Raw genomic sequence first — 18729 nt, 5'->3', positions numbered from 1 at the left:
ATTCGCAGGCATGACCGGACGCGTTGTTGTCACTGGAGCCGCGGGCAAGCTGGGCCGGGTGGTGGTGGACGACCTGGCCGCCCACGGCTGGGACGTGCTGGCGGTGGACCGGGTGCCGGTGCCCGGCTGGAGCGGGGACTTCGTCCGCGCCGATCTGACCGATTACGGCCAAGTGCTGGAGATCGTCTCAGGAGCAGTGGACGAACGGGGTCCGCGTCCGCAGGCAGTGGTGCACCTGGCTGCCGTACCCGCTCCGGGTCTGATCCCGAACTCGGCCACGTTCGCCAACAACGCCCCGGCCACCTGGAACGTGTTCAACGCCGCCCGCAGCGCCGGGGTGCACAAGGTGGTCTGGGCCTCCAGCGAAACCGTTCTGGGTCTGCCCTTCGACGCTCCACCGCCCTACGTGCCCGTCGACGAAAACTACGCACCGCGTCCCGAATCGACGTACTCCCTGGTGAAGACGCTAGAAGAGGAGATGGCGACGCAGTTCTGCCGCTGGGACCCGCAGTTGAGCATGATCGGCCTGCGCTTCTCCAATGTCATGTACCCCGAGGACTACGCCGAATTCCCCTCGTTCGACGCCGATCCCAGGAAGCGCAAGTGGAACCTGTGGGGCTACATCGATGCCCGCGACGGCGCCCAGGCCGTGCGGCGCTCGCTGGAGCACCAGGGCACCGGGCGCGAGGTGTTCATCATCGCCAACTCCGACACCGTGATGTCTCGCTCCAGTGCCTCGCTGATGGCCGAGGTCTTTCCGGACGTGGAGATCCGCAAGGACCTGGGCGAGCACGAGACCCTGCTGTCGATCGACAAGGCCCGCCGGGTACTGGGTTACGCGCCGGAGCACACCTGGCGTCGTTAGTTCCGGGCGGCGAAGACCTGGAACGGCTCGAGCGCTCCGACGCCGTCGACCGGGCCTTCCAGCTGGATGTCCACCGAGGCGCTGTCGAGGATGTCCTTGCAGCGCAGGCCGAAACGCGGACCCGGTGCCAGGTACTGTGTGAAGTCCGTTACAGCAGCGGCGAAGACGATGCGGGAGAGCCCGGCCCAGACCATGCCGGTGGCGCACATCGGGCAGGGCTCACCGCTGGCGATCATGATCCCGCCCGGTACCCGCTCGGCCGGGCCCAGGCGCCGGGCGTTGACCACGGCCTCCAGTTCGGCGTGGGCGCGCACGTCGCCGGTGCTCGGGACCGCGTTCATCCCCTCGGCGATCATCTCGCCCTCGGCCGAGAGCAGCACCGCGCCGAACGGATGGTCTCCGCGCTGCACGGCCAGGTGGGCCAGCTCGATGGAACGCCGGAGGTGACCCTCGAACTCCAGAACACCGCTCATGACCACGCTCCCGCCGGTTCAGCAGATCCTGGTCAGAGCCAACACCACTTCACCGGGTTCGGCCATACGGGTCACCCCGGGGTCGCGACGCCGGCCTCGAGTTCCAGCAGAGCCCGGGCCATCGAGGGGTTCATCAGCAGGTCGAAGGTGGGCCGGGCATCGCTCAGCCGCACCGGGTCGACCGAGATCAGGCTGAAGACGGTGTCGGTGGTGATGGTGGCCAGCCGCATCCGCCAGGCCTCGAAGGCCCGGCCGTCGCGGTGGCCGCGGTGCACGGCGGTGACGTCGCGGTGCAGGGAGTCCCGGCGGATCCGGGCGTAGGTATGCTCCACCGCGCCCTCCGGTCCTTCCAGCAACTGGACGAAGTACGACCGGTCCCGCGGCACGTCGTGCACGTGCAGCAGGCAGCCGGTGACGTCGACCTCGGCGTTGTTGTCCCGGCTGGTGCCGAGGAACGCCTCCATCTCGGACTCGCTCAGATCCATCACGGCCCGGCTGGCGTAGATCAGTTCGAACACGGTGGGTCCCTGCCTCTCCGCTCGCCTGCGTCTTCGGCATCCGGGCGGCCGGGGTTGAGCCGCCAGGCGCAGAAGAAATCGCACGCTGAGGTGGATACCGGCCGGAACCCTCCCAGCCCTTTCGCCCGTTGGGCAGCATGGCCGCGCAGGCTCGGCGAGAGCGCGGTGGAATGGGCAGGACAGGACGAACGGCGGCAGGAGACGGCGATGAGAGTGCCCGGGACGAACGCCCTGAAGAGCATCGCGCTGCAGGTCGTCGGCTGGGCTCTGGTGCTGGCCGGAATTGCGGCGCTGGTGCTGCCCGGGCCGGGTCTGCTGGCGCTGTTCGCCGGCATGGCCGTGCTGGCCACCCAGTACGAATGGGCTGAGCAGCGGCTGGAGCCGGTCAAGAAGGCGGCGCTGCGGACGGCGGCGGACAGTGTGGCCAACCCGCTGCGCATTGCGATGTCGGTGGTGGGGATCGCGGCGTTGATGGCCACAGGGGTGGTCTGGGGTGTCGGCACGCCGGTGCCGTCCTGGTGGCCCGTCGACGACGCTTGGTGGCTCAAAGGCGGGTGGGGAGTGGGAGCGTCCCTGATTGTGTCGGGACTGATCGCCGCGGCCACCGTCGTCTACTCGTACCTGAACTTCCGTGAGATCAAGCAGGAGGAAGAGCGGGAGGATCGGGCCGAGCAACTCGGCAGGTAACCTGACCCGCGTGGAGTACCTGCCTTTCGACCAGCGTCAGCCCTCTTCCGAGTACCGGAACGTGCTCGGGAACATCCTCAAGGACGGCATCGAGGTACCCACCCGTCAGGGTGTCGGCGCGCTGACCCTGATGCAGCAGACCATGAGGTTCCCCCTGAACCAGGGCTTCCCGCTGATCACCGAGCGCAGCGTCAAGGCGTTCTGGCGTAAGGCCATCGGCGAGCTGTGCGCCTTCATCAACGGCGCAACAACTATGGACGAGTTCGCTGAGTTCGGTTGCGACTGGTGGGGGGCGTGGGCCACCCCGGAAAAAACCATCAAGAAGGGCATCGAGCCGGGCACACTCGGCCCCGGCTCGTACGGCGGCGCCTTCCACGACTTCCCCACCGCTGAGGGACCGGGATTCGACCAGTTCCGGCACCTGGTCGAGCAGTTGCGCGAACTGCCGGGCGACCGAACGCATTTCGTCTCGCCGTGGATCCCGCAGTACCAGATCCGGGGCGAGGGCAAGCTGCCCAGGACCACGATCGCGCCCTGCCACGGCTGGGTTCACGTGCGTGTGCTCGGCGGCCGGCTGCACCTGCACATGTTCCAGCGCTCGGGCGACGTGCCGGTGGGCGTGCCCTCGAACATCGTGCAGTACGCGGCGCTGACCCTGATGCTGGAGCAGCTCACCGGCTACCCGGCCGACACGTACTACCACACCATTTCGGACGCCCACATCTACCTCGACCAGAAGGAAGCGGTCGAGACGATGCTGCAGCGCGAGCCCCTGCCCTTCCCGACCGTGCACCTCACCGAGGCCGGCCGCGCGGTCGCCGACATTCACGACTTCCGGGCCGAGCACTTCGAGGTCACCGACTACCAGCCGCATCCCGGCATTCGCGGCATTCCGGTTGCCACCTGAGGTTCGGCTGGTGGTTCCTGGTCGAGGACTGCTGGAGCTGGCCCTCGACCAGGAACCAACGGTCAGCCGGGCCGTTTGACCTGAAGGCGGTTGCCCTTCGGGCCGGTCCACTCCAGTTCGACCAGACCGGCCACCGCGGCGTCGTCCACCCGGGCCGGGTTGGAGTAGTAGCCGCTGGCCGGGTTCAGGAAGAACGTGGCCCACAGCTTGCCGGTGTGGTCGACGAAGAAGTTGTTGTGCCCGATGCCCACCCCGGCGGTATAGCGCTCTGAGTAAGGGCCTTCGAACTTGTCCGACACCGCCACCACCGTGTCGTACTGGTATTGCTTGTGCCCGCTGAGCGGCTCCCGGGAGAAGCGGGGGCTGCCGTCCGCATCCAGCGTGGTGCGGTTCCAGGCGGCCAGCAGGTGGTAGTACTTCTTCTCGTACTTGATCACGAAGGCGCCCTCCAGGTAGGGCTCCTGGTTGTACGGTTTCTCCTGGAACTTGGGCAGATTCGTCGGGGTGACGATGTCTTCCATGTCGTCGGTGAACTTGGCGTACAGGTGGCTGTGCAGCACCAGCCAGGCGTTCTTGCCCTCGGAGTACATGCTGCCGTCGATGAAGTGGTAGCGCTCCTTGTCCACCCAGTCGGGGCCGGGCGCCAGGTCGCCGAAGGGCTTTTCCAGGTTGCCCTTGGCCACCCGGTACGGGCCCTCCACGCCGCCCTCGCTGATCAGCAGGAACGAGCCAACCTTGGCCGAATGGTCGCCCATGCAGGCCATGATGTACCAGACGCCGCGGTGGTAGTGGATTTCCGGTGCCCAGACGTTACCGCGCTTGCCGAACTGGCCGTCGTCCTCCCACCACTCCTGCCAGGGGGCCACGTACGTGGTGTCGGAGGTGTTCTCACTGGCGAACTCGGGCGACCAGACCTTGCCCTTGTCGGCCTTGGGCCGGATCTTGGTGGTTTCGGCCAGCTTCCACGGGCCCTTCACCGAACGTGAGGTCCAGACGAAGATGCCGTCGTTGTACGGGCCCGGGCCGGGCAGGCCCTCGGCGTTGGTGGTACCGGTGGCCACGTACAGCGGCTTGCCGTCCACGATGAAGCAGTTCACGTAGGTGTCGCGGATCCAGACCCGCCCGAGTTCCTCGTCGCGCGGGCGCAGTTCGAGCGGCATGACGAAGGAGTTCTCCTTCGTGGGCCACAGTTCCGGCCGGGGGTCGGCCAGGCCGTAGGGCTGCGGGTCGGGCCAGTTCTCCGGGTACTTGCCCTTCGGCGGCCTGGGCGCGGCCAGGGCTCCCGAAACCGCCGGGGCCGCTGAAGCTGCCGAAGCCGAGGCGGCCGGCAAAGCCGCTGCTCCGAGCACCCCGGCCGCACCTCCGAGGAGTCCCCGGCGGCCCACCTTCAGCCCGTCACCGAATCCGGTCATTGATCCACGACCTCCTTCGCCTGCGCAGGACAACGCTGCCCTGCCGTGTGAAGACGCTATGTCAGCCGAATTTCGTCAGGCAAGAGGATCGGGGCAAAAATTTGCAACGATGGAAAATTCGGGCGGGGGACGACCTGCCCAAGGCGCGCCGAGGCCCGTCCGTTGCTGCTACGCCATCTGGACCGAGCGGATCGAGTTGCCCATCACCATTCTGCCGAAAGCAGTTTCGATGCCCTGACCTGGGGCGGATGCCGCGCCGAGGGTGAGCAGCAGGGGTACGAAGTGGTCCGCCGTGGGGTGCGCGACCTGGGCGCCGGGGGCCTTGACCCGGTAGTCGACCAGGGCGTCCACGTCGCCGCGGGCCATCGCGTCCTCGGCCCAGGCATCGAAGGCCTGGTTGTGCCCGATCAGTTCGGGCTGCCGGAACACCGCGAAACTGTGCGTCATGAAGCCGGAGCCGATCACCAGGATTCCCTCCGAGCGCAGCGACCGGATCCGCTCACCCAGCCTGAGCAGGGCCGACGGGTTCATGCTGGGCATGCTCAGCTGGATCACCGGGACGTCGGCGGCGGGGTACATGGCCATCATCGGGATGAACGCACCGTGATCGAGGCCGCGGTTGACGAACTGGTGCAGCGGCTCGGTGTCGGCCAGCGTGCCCGCCACCTGCCGGGCCAGTGCGGTGGCGTCGGGCGAGCGGTACTTCAGCTGGTAGTAGCGCGGATGGAAGCCGCCGAAGTCGTAGTACAGCTCGGTGCCGGCCTCCGAGGCCGAGATCGCCAGCGGCGCGTTCTCCCAGTGCGCCGAAACGATCACGATGCCCCGGGGCTTGGGCATCGACTGCCCCCAGGTGTACAGATCGCGCAGCCAGGCCGCGTCGTCCAGGGTGGGCGGCGCCCCGTGGCTGACGAACAACGAGGGCAGCGGGCCGTCGGAGGGTTCCCAGAGCCGCTGCGCCCGGGCCTGCGGGAGCACGTCGGCGAGCAGGTCGTCGTAGGCGCCGGCGGGCACCTTCGGATTGAACGGATCGGACATGGCGGGCTCCCGGGGACGGAGGGTGGCGTTCTCCCAGTAGCGTACTTGAATGTTGAACTATTTCCGAGCGATCGCTGCGGCGACCAAAGTGGCTGCCGGCCTAGCCTTAAGTTCCATTGAGCCCGCGCTGTCCGGCCGGTGATCATGTGGGCATGCGGGATCACTGGGGCCCGGCGCTCCTGGGCTGGTGCAGTTTCGTCGTCGCCCTGGCCACGGCCGGTTTTGCCGTCGAGGTCCTGGAGCAGTCGGTCGCCGATCCGCCGGACCTGCTAGCCAAGGCCGTTCCGGCGGTGATCGTCCTGGCGATTGCCGTACCCGCGGTGCTGCTGGTGCATCGGCGGGACCGGTCGGTGCTGGCGCTGGCCCGCCCGGGGCAGGCGCTCACCGGCATCCTGGTCACGTTCGCGGCGGCGGCCGTGGTGATCGGGCCGGCCTGGCTGGCCGGTTGGATCAGCTTCACCTCGCTGGACGGGGCGGCGCTCCTGGGCTTTCTGGTGGTCAACAGCCTGGTGGCGCTGGCGCTGGAGGCGGTGCCCGAAGAACTGGCTTTCCGGGGTTCGGTCTACGGCTCGCTGCGGGGCGCCCTGCGTCCTCGCTGGGCCGGTGTTGTGGCGACGGCAAGCTTCGTGCTGGCGCCCGGGGCGTCCATCGCGCTTGCTGCCGCGGCCGGTAAGGCGTTCGGAGTTGTCACGGAACCGGTCACCTTTGCACCGGGCGGGCAGGACCCGATTTCGTACGCAATGCTGCTGACCTGCTTCGGTGCGGTGCTGCTGCTGGCTCGCGAGGCGACCGGATCGATCTGGACCGCGGTCGGGCTGCACCTGAGTTTCCTCACCGTCAACCGGATCGTGTTCAGCGACGACCGTGACACCGGCATCGGGGTCAGCGCCGAGGCCGGTGCCGAACTGCTGGTGCTGGCTTACCTTTTGCTGGCCGCCCTCGCCCTGGCCGGGCTTCGCCGGCGCTTGACACCTCAGGTAGTGTCCTGAACAGCTTCGCGTGCCGCTGGCGGACTGCGTCAGGCATGGAGGGGTCGAACCGTAAGGTCAGCATTGACTTTCGAGATCTCCACCCGGATCGACGTGGTGCCCGCGGCACCTGAGTTCACCGGTGCACGCCCGGCCGTCATCGTGTTCCCGGGCGGGGCGTACCGCTTCCACGCTCCGCACGAGGGCCTTGGTATCGCGCACTGGCTGGCCTCGATCGGGGTGCACGCGTTCCATTTCCGCTACCCCTTCCCGTCCGAATTCGACTGGCCCGGGCCCCTGGTGGCGGCCCGGCAGGCGCTCAGCTGGGTGCGTGCGCACGACCTCGACAGCGGGCTGGACATCGGCAAGGTCGGCGTCTACGGATCCAGCGCCGGTGGGCATCTGGCCGGGCTGCTCGCGGCCGGCGCGGTGCTGAGCTTCGAGGAGCTCCAGACGCAGCCGGAGAAGCCAGATTTCAGCATCCTGGCCTACACCGTGGCGGATGTCCGGCTGCTGCCGGAGGCGCCGGTCGAGACGATGACCAACGGACGTCTGCACCTGCGGGACGAGTTCTCACCGGCCCGGCACATCTCGGCCGGGATGGGCCCGGTCTTCGCCTGGTGCCCGCTGAACGATCCGCCGGGCCTGCCCAACACCCTGGAACTGGCCCGGGCCTGCGCGGCGGCCGGAGTGAGCTGCGAGCTGCACATCTTTCCCGAGGGCTATCACGGCATCGGGCTGGCCGACGGCGTGTCGTGGGGCGAGGCACCCGAGGGGGAGCGGATGCCCCCGATGACCAGCATTCCGCACACCGCGAGCTGGACCGGGCTGTGCGAACGCTGGCTGACCGACGTGGTGGCGTAAACCCGATGCGGTGGCGTGGCCCGGAGGTGCTGGCGTGACCCGGACGGCCCTACGCCCGGGCCCGGCACCTGCCTAGCCTTGGGCTTCATGGCTAACGGGCAGACCGAGCAGGTAGATGCGCAGGCCGTTACCGCCGCCTGGAGCAGAGCCCAGGCGGCTCTCGAGGACGGCAACCAGGCCGACGCGATCCGCTACGGCGTGAAGGCGCTGGAGCTTGATCCGGGCTTCCGGGTGCACGCGCCGGTCCACAGCGTCTTCGGGGTGCACGACGTCCACGGCACCGCTTCGCGCCGGGTCACCGGGCATGAACTGGTGCCGCACACCTGGGCCCTGTACGTGCCGCACCTGGAGGTGGTGGCGGTGACCCGTTCGTTCTGGGACGAGTTCACCACGTCCGCCGAGATTCACCGGTTCGCCGAGCGGATCGGTGAATTCACCGAACCGGCCTGGATCCGCTACGACCCCTGGGTCTGGATGATGCACATCGAGTACTCCCGGGGCGACCCGTTCACCGTCCCGCTCGCCTGGCCCGAGTAGCCCGTCCGGCTCATCCGCCCCGGGACCGGGAGTGACCGGCCGGGCACCACTCAGGTAGCTGCTCTAGGCTTGCCCGGCATGAGTGAGTCGTCACCGGGCATGGAGCAGATCGAGCAGGCGATGGCCGTCCTCGCGGCGGCCAGACCCGATGATCTGCCGTACGAGTTCGTGTACCGCCTGCGGGCCTGGCACGAGCAGGAAGTGCTGAGGCTCGAGGTCAAGCAGCCGCAGCAGAACTACGACTGGTTCGCCGGTCAGCAGAACTGAACGGGCCGCCGGCTGAGACCTCTCAGCCGGCGACTCAGGACCAGGCGACTCAGTACAACGGGACGCTCAGCTCGGCCGGTACCTCGATCGGCCAGTAGGCGTCCCAGGTCCGCCACCGGCAGCGCAGCCGATACTCGCAGCGGCCCACCCAGCGGTACTCCGCGCAGATCAGGAAGCCGGTCAGGATCAGCGCACTGCTGACCCCGAACAGCACGCTCATCAGCAGCGCCGTCACGCCGTTCCCCCTTCGTGCGAAGGGGGAATCGAAGCATCGGCGGCGGGCGCGCGGGCGGATGTCCGGCCGCACGAGTGTCACCCGATCTGCGGCAGAATCTGCGAAACCTCTCTCCCGGCTCCGACCAGCCGGGAGAGAGGCGATCCAGGGGCCCCGTCGAGGGAGGGACTCGACGGGACCAGGCTGCCCAGGGCCTCAGTCATGGAACTGACGCCCTGAGCAGGATTCGATGCGGCTCTCGTGGCCGACGGATCCGCATCTCCTCAGCGCATCAGTCGTCCGGCCCGGGGCAAAGGTTGCCCACGTTGCCAAAGATTTTTCTGAGGCGCTTACCCGGAGGTGGCGGTGGCTGCCACCAGGTGGACCGGGCCCCTTCCGCTCTGCAGCTCGATCGTGGTGTCACCCCCGTGCGAGGGGATCTGCAGGGTGGTGACGAACCCCGGGGCCTGGTCGGGCAGCGTCACCCGGTGATCCTCCAGCCCCTTGCCCTTGACCACGATGTTCATCGCGTTCCCGGTGTACAGGGTCACCGTGCGGGCCCGCGGCGAGGCGGTCACCGTGACCACCGCTCCGTTGGTCTGCATCCAGCGGGTGATGCCCTCGTTGTCCTGCTCGGGCAGGCCACCGCTGAACGAGAGCTGGAACGGCCCGTCGACACTGGCGGCGGAGTCCGGCGCCACGAAGTTGAGCAGCGGCGCGGCCGAGGCGGCCTTCTTGCGGATCGTCTTCATGTCGTTGCGGGTGCCGATCGCCAGCCAGTCCTCGTTGGCCGCGCCCAGTTCGATCTGCTGGCCGTTGGCCAGGGCGCTGACCGTGCTGGAGGCCGCCTGTTCACCCGCGGGCCTGTTCGCGGACCCGTTCTTGGTGGAACTGGTCGAGGGTGTCCTGGGCTGGTTGCTCTCGGTTTCTTCGTCACCCTTGGCGCTACTGGTCCCGTCCGGGGCCGGCTGCTTGGTCCGGGACTCCTCCGGGTCAGAACGGCTGGGGCTGGGGGTCGGTGAGGTCGGGCTGTCGCTCGGGGTGGGTACGGCCGGCACCAGAACGGGAAGATCCTTGGCCGGCGTACCGCTTTCGGAAGGGCCCAGCTGCGACACAGCGACGGTGACCCCACCGCCGATCAGGATCGCGGCCGCGGCCGACAGCAGTACCGGACGGCGCCGCGGCAGCTGGTCCGGGCGACGGCGCAGCGGCACCACGTTGGTGCGCTCACCGTCGATCCGGCGCCGGATCGCGGCCACGTCGGGCTCGTGATCCGCACCCAGTCCACGCAGAGCTTCGAGCAGTTCATCCTCGGGCACGGATCACGCCTCCTTCCTGGTCGTCCGGGTGGCTCGGGCACTGCTCGCGGCAGCGGCCAGCTCGCCCGGGGCCAGCTGACTGCGCAGCTGGGCAAGGCCTTTCGAGGTCTGACTCTTGACCGTCCCCAGGCTGATGCCCAGGGTGCGGGCGACCTCCTCCTCAGGTAGGTCGAGGACGTGGCGCATCACCACGCAGGCTCTGCGTCCCGGTGGGAGCGAAAGCACCGCAGCCTGTAGGTCGACCGCGCCACCCACATCCGGAGAGTGGTAGAACCACCGGGTCAGCGGCGCCATCAGGCGATGCCGCTGCCGGTCGCGGACCGCCGTCCGAACGCGCTCCACCGACAGGTTGACCACGATCTTGCGCACATAGGCCAGCGGGCTGTCCGCCGCCTGCACCCGGTCCCAGCGTTCCCAGGCCGAGGCCAGGGCTTCCCCGACCACGTCGTCGGCCTCGGTCCGGTTACCGGTCATGCTGTACGCCAGCCGGGCCAGCTCACGGTGATGGCGACGGAAGAAGTCCTCGAACTCGGCCTTGGCACTCGCTTTGCCGGGCCGGACCGCGCTGCTTCCCGTCGCCGGGGGTTTGCTCATCCGTGGAGCCGTCTCCTTGTCCTGGTTCAAGAGCCGTACGAAAAGCGCCCGAATGCCCGCGGGCGCCTCCCGTACGCGCTCTAGGTCGGGTGAGAACCAGCAAAGGTTGCCCGCTCCGCCGGGAAATTATGTTTTGCCGCTGCTAAGTGCATGTAGCAGTGGTGTCGTGCTCTGGGGCGGATCCCCCTCCTCTGGCAAAATCGGGGCGTGGGGGAATCGGGGGCGATGACACCGGGTGAAGACGGCTGCACGGAGGGCTTCGAAGCGGCCCGGGAGGCGGCCGAGGAGCTGGCCGGCCGGGCGCCGGTCGACGCTTTGCTGGGCGTTCTGGCGTACTTTCACCCGGACGGGGTCGGCGTCGAACTACTGGCGCGGCTGCCCGATCTCGCCCCGGCCGCCCAGGCCCTCGCCGCCACCGGGGCGGTCAACCGCCCGGCCGGCCACAACGTCCTTTGTTTGACTCCCCGCGCCGCCCGCACGGTTCGCGACCGAGACGTCCGCGACGCCACCACGGCCGGCCGGCTCGACCGGCTCGCCGGGGTGATTCACGGGCTGGTCAGCGCCGATCCCGGTGAGGATGCCGATCCGGCCGAGTCCCGCCGGCTCGGCCTGGAGTTGGTGGGCCACGCGCTCACGCTCTGGAATCGCGCGCTGGAGGTGGCCGAATGGGGGCACCGCGGGGCGATCGAGCCGGTCAGCCGGGTGGCGATTCAGGCAGTCTCGCACCTGCAGACGGTCGGTGATCTGGAACGGGCCATCGAGGCGACCGAGGACGTTCTCGGCGGCTGTCGCCGGGTTCTGGGCGACGGGCATCGGGTCACCCTGCTGGCGGCCAGCCGGCTGGGCAGCTTGTTGCTCTCGATGGGAGACGTTGCGCGGGCTGCCGATCTTCTGGCCCCGGTGTTCGTGGCCGGGTTCGGGTCGGACCTTCCGGGCCCCGACGATCTGGCCCGGCCCGAGATGATCACCATGACGCACAACCTGGCCTACGCCCGCGGCGCGGCCGGTCAGGTGGCCGAGGCGATCCCGCTGTACGAGAAGGCCTTCGCCGCCAGTTGCTCGGTGTACGGCGACGGGCACCCCACCAGCCTGACCATCCTGGGGAATCTGGCCGAGAGCTACCGTGCCGTCGGCGACTACGGCCGGGCCGTCCCGCTGCTGCGCCAGGTGCTGGAGGAGCGCCAGGACAACCTCGGCCTCGATCACCCCGACACCCTGACCGCGGCCAACAACCTGATCGGGGCGTACAGCGACCTGGACGGCACCGCGGTCCCGGTCAGCGTGTTCGAGAAGATCTACACCAGCCGGGCCCGGGTGCTCGGCGCCGACCACCCCAGCACCCTGATCTCGCAGAGCAACCTGGCCAGCGCCCATCAGCGGGCCGGCGACCTGCCGCAGGCGATCACGCTGATGAAGGAGGTTCTCCGGCTGCGCCGGGCCAAACTCGGCCCCCAGCACCCGGACACGCTCACCGTGATGAGCAACCTCAGCGCCGCCTACGCCGACTCGGGCAAGGTGCTGCGCGGCTACCGGATGTGCCGCAAGGTGGTGGCCGGCCGCCGGGTGACCCTGGGCGAGCGCCACCCCGACACCCTGCTCTCGATGAACAACCTGGCCCAGGCCCACCTCGCGGTCGGCCGGACCAAGGCCGCGCTGAACCTGCACGCCCGGGTGCTCAGCGACCGCAGCGCCCTGCTCGGCGCCGACCACCTGGACACCCTGGCCTCGATGAACAACCTGGCCTCGGCGCTGAACCGGGCCGGCCACCCGGCCGACGCCCGGCCGCTGCACGAGCAGGCTCTGGCCGGGCGCCGCCGGATCCTCGGCCCGACCCATCAGGACACCCTGGCCTCGATGAACAACCTGGCCTTCGCCCATCAGGCGCTGGGCGAGCGGTCCGCGGCCCTGGCGCTTTTCGAGGAGGCGTTCCGGGGTGCCCAGGGCACGCTCGGCGAGACCCATTCGGTGACCCGCAAATTCGAGGACAACCTGCGGCGGGCCCGAACCCGGCAGTGAATCGGGGGCGTCTCAGGGTTGCCCCGGATGGTTCGGGGCCGGCCGGGGCGGGATCTTGGCAGCATGTCCAGTGTTGGGGGTCGCACCACCGCGCGTCGTCCGGCGGCACTCGCCGGCAGCCTTTTCATCGTGGCCACGATCAGTTTCGCGATCGGCAACTCTCTGCTCACCGAGGCACTCGATCAGGGCGCCCGGAACGGAAAACTACTGTTCGGCGTGCTGTTCCAGACGGTGTGCGCGATCGCCGTCGTTGTCATCGGGGTGATCCTGCGGGATCTGCTGGCGCCTACCGGGCCCCGACAGGCGGCCACCTACCTGGGGTTGCGGGTGGCCGAAGGCGTGGTGATCGTGGCGTTCGGGCTGTACTTCATCATCTCGCTGGAGGCCTTCTCCGGTTACCAGGCAACGATTTACGCCTTCACCGGAGTCGGCGGGGTGGTGCTTTGCAGCCTGTTGCGCAGCGCGGGCGCGGTGCCGAACTGGCTCAGTGGGCTGGGGCTGGTCGGCTACCTGGTGCTGCTGGCCGGGGTCGTCACCGAGTTCGCCGGTGGCGTCGACCTCGACTCCAACGCCGGCTTCCTTTTCCTGGCGCCGGGTTCGGTGTTCGAGGTGGTCTTCCCGCTGCTGCTGATCGTGCGCGGCCTGCCGTCGCGCCGGGCCCTCGTCGGGTGAGTGCTGGAGTGGCCGGCCGATCGATCAAGATCGGCCGGCCACAACGTCTTCCATTGACTTCGGCGCTACGACTGCGCTACTTGGTGACGGTGACGCCGACTCCCCAGGAGATGCTCGGGGCGCTGGTCTCGTCGCCGCGGTAGGCGAACCGGAACACGCCCGAGCGCTTGGCGGTGACCGTGACGCTGGTGCTGTCCCCGGTGGACGGCACCGTGCGGACCGTCTTGAAGGTGGACTGGGTGTTCGGCTTGAACTGCAGCTTCACCGTCGGCCCGAACTTCTCGTTCTTGCCGGTGTCCCAGCTGGCCCGGGTGAGCTGCGAGGTCAAGGTGATCTTGGCGCCCGACTTCACCTTGTCCTTCGAGACCCGGTCGTTGTTCTTGCCCCAGCTGGTCCGGCGCAGCAGCTGCAGCTCGGTGGTGATGTTGTCGCGGCCGCTCGAGGTCTTGGTGCAGTTGCCGTCGGCGTCGCACTCCAGCTCGGTGTCGTCGTCGCGGTTGTTGCCGTTGGCGTCGTCGAAGGCGTACACGTAGGCGTTCTGCTTGCCCGCCATCGCGTTGCCCTGGAACTCGCCGGTGCCGATCAGGTCGAGCGTGTCCTGCCCGGCCGGGCACTTCAGGGTGGCCGGGCCGGTGTAGGTGTAGGTGCAGGCGCCGAACCAGGTGGCGTGCGCGCTGGTGCCGACCAGATCCCCGGTCACCGCCCACTTCATCGCGTGGTCGGCGTCGTCGCAGCTGGTGCTCACGCCGAACTGCACGGTCTTCGGCGCGATGCCGAGCGTGAGTTTCTGCGGGGTGGTGCCGGTGATCTTGCAGTCGTCGCCGTCCGTGGCTGCTCTCTCGGCGGACTTGACGATTTTCTCCAGCGGCTCAGGAGTGCCGGAACTGGCGGCGCTGGCTGCCCCGGCGGGGGCGAGCAGCCCGACAGTCAGGGCCGTGGCAGCACCGAGGGCAAGGATGAGTGGACGAGTTCGCATGCGCGGGTCCAAACGGAAGACGACGATGTGGCCCGCTCATCATTGCCCAGATCGCTGGCGCTACGAGCCCGTACACGCGCCCGCCCGGCGCATCGGTGAAACTTAAGGTGCAGTTGGGGTTCTTGGTTAAATCGGGACGGTTTCCGTGACGGCCCGCTGACGCTCAGGAGGCATCTGCCGGTGGCAGCCCGGCCAGGATCCGGGTCCGAAGTTCCCGAGCAGGTCTACCGCGGTAAGCCGCCAGAGCATCGGCCAGGACCTCGCGGACGTCCGGATCGGGATGATCGGCCAGGTACGCCAACTCGTGGCTGTCGCCGCGCGAGCGGGTGCCGAGGGCCATGAGTGCCAGAATGATCTCGTCGTCGGTGGTGGCGTCCCGAAGCTGTCTCATCAGCTCGGGTTTGGTGGGTCTGCGGTCGTCCCGGGAGAAGCGCCGGCGGATCCGGGCTGCGCCGGGCGTTCCGGGTTGCAGGCAGACCGGGCAGGCGCAGGGTGCGGTGCCATGCGCGCCCGGTAAGTAGCGCCAGCCGATCCCCTGGGGGATGGCCCGGACGTGCCTGACCTCTTGTGCCGTGACGGCACGGAGAACGAAGACTTCCTGACCGCTGCTGTCCGGCATGCCCCGGAGGAGGGCCGCGGCCTGTGCTGCGCTGAGGTGCTGCGGCTCGGCGGTGTACCGGCCAACCGTGACCGGGGTGTGGTCGGGCAGCCGGAACTGCACCGCGGCCAGCGGCCCGGGCTGCCACCTGCGCAGTTCGCGAGCCCACTGATGGGTCTGGACGAAGGACGGCAGGACCGGCATGCAGTAGACGCCACGTTCGCCGTTGAGGCGGCGACTGCGCGCAGCGATTCCCGAACGGACGACGCGGGCCGCGTTCCGCTCCGGGGTCAGGTGCACGAAATCTGCCATGAGTCCGCATTGTAGGGATTGGGTGCTGGGTGCCGGTCGTAACGACCGCCACCCAGCACCGTCCGTACTTTCAGCCCACCAGCGCCTGGCCGATGAACTCGCCCTCGGCGCATCCCGGCGGCACCACGAAGGTGGCTGAGCCGATGTGCGTGATCCACTCGTTCATCGCGTCCGCCTCGGCCAGCCGGGTCTGCACGGCCACGAAGGCCTTGGCGGCATCGGCCTGGTACGCCGCGAAAAGCAGACCGCAGTCCGGTTTTCCGTCGGCCGAAGGGCCGTCGTCGTAGCTGAACGCGCGCCGGAGCATGCGTTCTTCCGGCACCCGGGCCGTGGCCTGCACGACGTGGGCCTCCTGGGCGACGATGGGGAAGCCGTTCTGGTCCACCGCAGCGGTATCTGGATCGTCCTGCTCGCTACCCCCGGTGACCGGACTGCCGTCACTCATTTTCCGGGCCATCGCCATTTCCTTGGCGGGGCGGCCCAGGTCGTCCCAGTCGTCGAGGTCCATCCGGATCCGGCGGAAGACCAGCATGCTGCCGCCCTTCAGCCAGTCCGGGCCGGTCGAGAACACCGTGTCGGTGAACTCGGTGGTGGCGCCGGGCGGGTTGGCCGTGCCGTCCCGCTGGCCGAACAGGTTGCGGTGGGTGGTCCCGGCCGGCTCGCTGCCCCGGGCGGGGTTGAAGCCGCTCTGGCACCAGCGCACCGTGGCCAAGCTCCGGGCGTCACGAGTCAGGCGACGTAGGGCGTACGACAGGGGTACGGCGTCGTCGCTGCACACCTGGATCAGCAGATCCCCTCCGGACCAGCGGTCTTCGAGCTGGTCGGTGGCGAACGTGGGTAGGTTGCGGATCACGTCGGGGCAGTCGTCGGGCCGTCCGATTGCGTCGAACAGCCCCGGGCCGAAGCCGAATGTCACGGTCAGCCGCGACGGCAACGCGGGCAGTTCCGGATCGTTGGCGGCCAGAGGAACCTCACCGCGCATCATCCGGGCTGCGTCGTCGGTGAGCAGGCGGAGCAGCCGGCGCACGTGCTCCACGTCCGAGCCCGGCTTCAGGTCCAGCGCGAGGAACCGCACGTGGGCCTGAGCAGCGTCTTCGATACCGGGCTGGTGAACGCCGTAGAACGCGACGTTCTCCGAGCCTTTTGCTTCCTCTACGACCTGGCTGACAGCAGGGGAGTCATTTCCCGACAGCGCCAGGCCGGCCGCCGCGCCGGCCAGCCCACCGCCGGCGAGGGTGGCGCCGCCCCCGAGCAGGAGGCGGCGCCGGCTCAACGGAGGCTGGCTCACTTGGCGGCGTCTTCCATCTCGCCCATCTCGTCCGAGTCGCCCATGTCCATCTCGGTGTCGTACTTCTCTTCACCGGCGGTGGTCTCCTTGGCCAGCGCGGTGAACTCCTGGGTGGAACCGTCGCCGAGGGTCAGGCGCACGGTGACCTCGTCGCCGGCCTCGATCGGCTCGGTCATGTTCAGCACCATCAGGTGGTCGCCGCCCGGAGCCAGTTCGTGCTCGCCCCCGGCCGGAACGGTGAAGCCGCCCTCCTTCTCCTGCATGATCATCTCGTTGCCCTTCATCACCATCTCGTGCAGCTCGGTGGTGTCCGAGGCGGAGGTCTTGGCCGACTCCACCACCACGTCCTGGTCGCCGGTGTTGGTGATCGTGCCGAAGATCGCGGTCATCCCGGCCTTCGCGTCGGCCGTCTTCACCCACTGGTCGGCGATGTTCAGGCGGTCGGCGGCGGTTGCGCTCGCGTCGCCCCCGACCACCTTGACGTTGTCGGCGGCCGCGTCGCTGTCGGTGGCCGAGTCGCTGGAGCAGGCCGAAAGGGCGGCCACGGCGACGAGCGCGGAGGCAGCGAAGGCGAAACGGCGGGAGCGCTTGAGGTTTGCGGGCATGGCGATGGAACTCCTTGAAAGTCTGAAGCGAAATGTGAGACGTGGGGGCGCGCCGACGCAGGTCGGTTCGGCTTACGGGCCTGATTGAGGACGCGTCAGCGCACCTGGATCGGTCAGCGCGGATTCGGTCAGCGCGCGGGCTGGGTTCTAGGACCGGGCCCTTGAGGTTGAGAACGGATCACTCAGTGATCAGGCGAAAGCCAGGACGGGCCGCGGTGGTCCGCGCCGTCCGGCTGCTCCGACCAGCGGCTCGGGGCGCAGCGGAAGAACCTGCGGCGCCTGGGCCCGGCGTTGACGAGCGACGATCAGGAAGGTCGGCAGGCGCCCGGGCAGCTTCGGCAGGATCCACGAAAGCATCCGCCAAAGTGCGGTTTCGCCCCGGCTGAGCAGCAGGCCGAGCACCCCGGCGGCGCCCAGGTGGGCCAGCGTCATCAGCGGCGAGCTCATCGGCATCGCGGTCATCACGGTACCGGCGCCGTCGTGGCACAGCAGGCTGCTCGATTCACCCGGATGGCCCAAGTGGGTGGACATCTGGGTACAGGTGGTGCCCATCGCGCCGTCGAAAAGCCCGAACAGCGAGTGCAGGCCGTACTGCACGGCAATCATCGTGGCCCCGACCGGCACCGCGCCGCGCAGCTTGCCCGCGGCCATCGCCGCCGGTGAGGCCAGCAGCAGGCCCAGCGCCAGCAGCAGGAACGGTGACGGGGCCGCGCCCCCGGCCAGTGCGTGGGCGAGGGCGGCGAGAGAAACTGCGCAGGCCGAGAAGACTCCGGCGCGAAGCACACGGAGTTTGCCCTGAACGAGCTGAAGCTCGGCAGCCCGCGCACTCACCGAGCCAGGATAGCCAACGCCTGCGACACACCCCGGGCCGCCCGGCGAAAGGTGACCGGATCGCCGGCCAGGACGAGTTACGGGTCGGCCGCCCTGCGAATCCGAACGACACGCGCGGGCCCGCGACGGAGCAAGAAATTTCGCCGATCAACTTGGCGCGAATGACCGATATGAATTGCGTGCGATTGTGCTGACGATATTCGCACGGCCCGTCTGAGCTGCAATGACTAGTGGGCAGGTAGAGAAAGGTAATGCTTTGCTCAGACTTTGAGGAAAGCATTACCTTACTATTTCTGAATTGCGCGGCTGGGAAATAGCTGATGCTCTTTGGGCGGAGCAGATATTCGGATTCGCTTGAGAAGAGGTTCGCCATGACCACGATGCCCGCGGTGAGTGAGTGCTCGGTCGACGGCTGCGGCTACAACCACGACGGCTGCCACGCCTTCGCCATCACGGTGGCGGGCAACAACGGCAGTGCCGACTGCGGCACCTTCATCCCGCTCGCCCGCAAGGGTGGCCTGGACAAGGTGGTCGCCCAGGTCGGCGCCTGCCAGCGCACCGACTGCAGCTTCAACAGCAACCTGGAGTGCTCCGCCAAGGACGTCCGGATCGGCCCGGGATCCGGCAGCGCGGGCGCCAACTGCCTGACGTACCAGCCGGCCTGAGCTTCGGCCGGTTCTGCGGTGGGGTGATCGGTGCGCCGATCACCCCATTTGCGGTCGATCGTCGTAAAGACCGCCAGCTGAGTGATTCCTGAGAAGAAGCACCATC

At 68.6% G+C, this 18729-nt stretch carries 22 protein-coding genes; 10 read left to right on the top strand and 12 right to left on the bottom strand.

The window, feature by feature from the left end; genetic code table 11:
* The first annotated feature begins 10 nt into the window (after positions 1-10).
* On the top strand, positions 11-865 hold the full coding sequence (locus LR394_RS01320) for an NAD-dependent epimerase/dehydratase family protein (RefSeq protein ID WP_231438448.1): 855 nt from the start codon (positions 11-13) through the stop codon (positions 863-865).
* On the opposite strand, the gene LR394_RS01315 is transcribed toward LR394_RS01320, so the two are convergent.
* On the bottom strand, positions 862-1338 hold the full coding sequence (locus LR394_RS01315; protein WP_231438447.1) for a nucleoside deaminase: 477 nt from the start codon (positions 1336-1338) through the stop codon (positions 862-864). The two genes, LR394_RS01320 and LR394_RS01315, sit on opposite strands and share 4 nt — an antisense overlap.
* 71 nt (positions 1339-1409) lie before the next feature.
* Positions 1410-1856: a BLUF domain-containing protein gene (locus LR394_RS01310; protein ID WP_231438446.1), complete on the bottom strand. Its 447-nt coding sequence runs from the start codon at positions 1854-1856 to the stop codon at positions 1410-1412.
* 207 nt (positions 1857-2063) lie between these two features.
* Here LR394_RS01310 and LR394_RS01305 point away from each other — a divergent pair, with 207 nt between their 5' ends.
* Together LR394_RS01305 and thyA are read left to right on the top strand one after the other, a co-directional pair.
* Complete coding sequence (locus LR394_RS01305; protein ID WP_231438445.1) at positions 2064-2543, top strand: PGPGW domain-containing protein; 480 nt, start codon at positions 2064-2066, stop codon at positions 2541-2543.
* 10 nt (positions 2544-2553) lie between these two features.
* Positions 2554-3450, top strand: coding sequence for a thymidylate synthase (gene thyA / locus LR394_RS01300; protein WP_231438444.1), 897 nt, complete (start codon positions 2554-2556; stop codon positions 3448-3450).
* A 62-nt stretch (positions 3451-3512) separates the two neighbouring features.
* Here the strand turns inward: thyA and LR394_RS01295 are convergent, their stop codons facing one another.
* Positions 3513-4862, bottom strand: a complete 1350-nt coding sequence (locus LR394_RS01295; protein ID WP_231438443.1) for a family 43 glycosylhydrolase — start codon at positions 4860-4862, stop codon at positions 3513-3515.
* Between the two features lie 168 nt (positions 4863-5030).
* Positions 5031-5897, bottom strand: a complete 867-nt coding sequence (locus LR394_RS01290) for a DODA-type extradiol aromatic ring-opening family dioxygenase (RefSeq protein WP_231438442.1) — start codon at positions 5895-5897, stop codon at positions 5031-5033.
* 152 nt (positions 5898-6049) lie between these two features.
* Here LR394_RS01290 and LR394_RS01285 point away from each other — a divergent pair, with 152 nt between their 5' ends.
* The 4 genes from LR394_RS01285 to LR394_RS01270 all read left to right on the top strand — a co-directional run bounded on the left by LR394_RS01285 (position 6050) and on the right by LR394_RS01270 (position 8533).
* A complete protein-coding gene (locus LR394_RS01285) occupies positions 6050-6886 on the top strand; it encodes a CPBP family intramembrane glutamic endopeptidase (protein WP_231438441.1) in 837 nt (278 codons plus the stop codon).
* A gap of 63 nt (positions 6887-6949) precedes the next feature.
* A complete protein-coding gene (locus LR394_RS01280) occupies positions 6950-7729 on the top strand; it encodes an alpha/beta hydrolase (protein ID WP_231438440.1) in 780 nt (259 codons plus the stop codon).
* 87 nt (positions 7730-7816) lie between these two features.
* Entirely contained in the window at positions 7817-8266 is a 450-nt protein-coding gene (locus tag LR394_RS01275; protein WP_231438439.1) for a hypothetical protein, read from the top strand.
* Between the two features lie 78 nt (positions 8267-8344).
* On the top strand, positions 8345-8533 hold the full coding sequence (locus LR394_RS01270) for a hypothetical protein (protein WP_231438438.1): 189 nt from the start codon (positions 8345-8347) through the stop codon (positions 8531-8533).
* 49 nt (positions 8534-8582) lie between these two features.
* On the opposite strand, the gene LR394_RS01265 is transcribed toward LR394_RS01270, so the two are convergent.
* The 3 genes from LR394_RS01265 to LR394_RS01255 form a co-directional block, all read right to left on the bottom strand.
* On the bottom strand, positions 8583-8768 hold the full coding sequence (locus tag LR394_RS01265; protein ID WP_231438437.1) for a hypothetical protein: 186 nt from the start codon (positions 8766-8768) through the stop codon (positions 8583-8585).
* 329 nt (positions 8769-9097) lie between these two features.
* A complete protein-coding gene (locus LR394_RS01260) occupies positions 9098-10066 on the bottom strand; it encodes a hypothetical protein (protein WP_231438436.1) in 969 nt (322 codons plus the stop codon).
* 3 nt (positions 10067-10069) lie between these two features.
* Positions 10070-10660, bottom strand: coding sequence for a SigE family RNA polymerase sigma factor (locus tag LR394_RS01255; protein WP_231438435.1), 591 nt, complete (start codon positions 10658-10660; stop codon positions 10070-10072).
* A gap of 207 nt (positions 10661-10867) precedes the next feature.
* Between LR394_RS01255 and LR394_RS42610 the strand changes: the two genes are divergently transcribed.
* Both LR394_RS42610 and LR394_RS01245 read left to right on the top strand, forming a co-directional pair.
* The gene (locus LR394_RS42610; protein ID WP_231438434.1) at positions 10868-12676 is read left to right on the top strand and encodes a tetratricopeptide repeat protein; all 1809 of its coding nucleotides are present in this window, start codon (positions 10868-10870) and stop codon (positions 12674-12676) included.
* Positions 12677-12739: 63 nt separating this feature from the next.
* A complete protein-coding gene (locus LR394_RS01245; RefSeq protein WP_231438433.1) occupies positions 12740-13348 on the top strand; it encodes a DUF4386 family protein in 609 nt (202 codons plus the stop codon).
* A 76-nt stretch (positions 13349-13424) separates the two neighbouring features.
* Here the strand turns inward: LR394_RS01245 and LR394_RS01240 are convergent, their stop codons facing one another.
* The 5 genes from LR394_RS01240 to LR394_RS01220 all read right to left on the bottom strand — a co-directional run bounded on the left by LR394_RS01240 (position 13425) and on the right by LR394_RS01220 (position 17958).
* Complete coding sequence (locus LR394_RS01240; RefSeq protein ID WP_231438432.1) at positions 13425-14324, bottom strand: hypothetical protein; 900 nt, start codon at positions 14322-14324, stop codon at positions 13425-13427.
* 163 nt (positions 14325-14487) lie between these two features.
* Positions 14488-15234, bottom strand: coding sequence for a hypothetical protein (locus tag LR394_RS01235; RefSeq protein ID WP_231438431.1), 747 nt, complete (start codon positions 15232-15234; stop codon positions 14488-14490).
* Positions 15235-15304: 70 nt separating this feature from the next.
* Positions 15305-16522, bottom strand: a complete 1218-nt coding sequence (locus LR394_RS01230) for a Dyp-type peroxidase (RefSeq protein ID WP_231438430.1) — start codon at positions 16520-16522, stop codon at positions 15305-15307.
* Positions 16519-17127: a copper chaperone PCu(A)C gene (locus tag LR394_RS01225; RefSeq protein ID WP_231438429.1), complete on the bottom strand. Its 609-nt coding sequence runs from the start codon at positions 17125-17127 to the stop codon at positions 16519-16521. Before LR394_RS01225 ends, LR394_RS01230 begins: the two co-directional genes overlap by 4 nt.
* Positions 17128-17316: 189 nt before the next feature.
* Positions 17317-17958, bottom strand: coding sequence for a hypothetical protein (locus tag LR394_RS01220; RefSeq protein WP_231438428.1), 642 nt, complete (start codon positions 17956-17958; stop codon positions 17317-17319).
* Between the two features lie 371 nt (positions 17959-18329).
* Between LR394_RS01220 and LR394_RS01215 the strand changes: the two genes are divergently transcribed.
* Positions 18330-18623: a DUF1540 domain-containing protein gene (locus tag LR394_RS01215; RefSeq protein ID WP_231438427.1), complete on the top strand. Its 294-nt coding sequence runs from the start codon at positions 18330-18332 to the stop codon at positions 18621-18623.
* Positions 18624-18729 lie beyond the last annotated feature (106 nt).

Origin of the sequence: Kineosporia babensis, assembly GCF_021129305.1 — a bacterium.
In the GTDB taxonomy this organism is placed as follows: domain Bacteria; phylum Actinomycetota; class Actinomycetes; order Actinomycetales; family Kineosporiaceae; genus Kineosporia; species Kineosporia babensis.
This window is presented reverse-complemented; position numbering and strand designations above follow the sequence as displayed.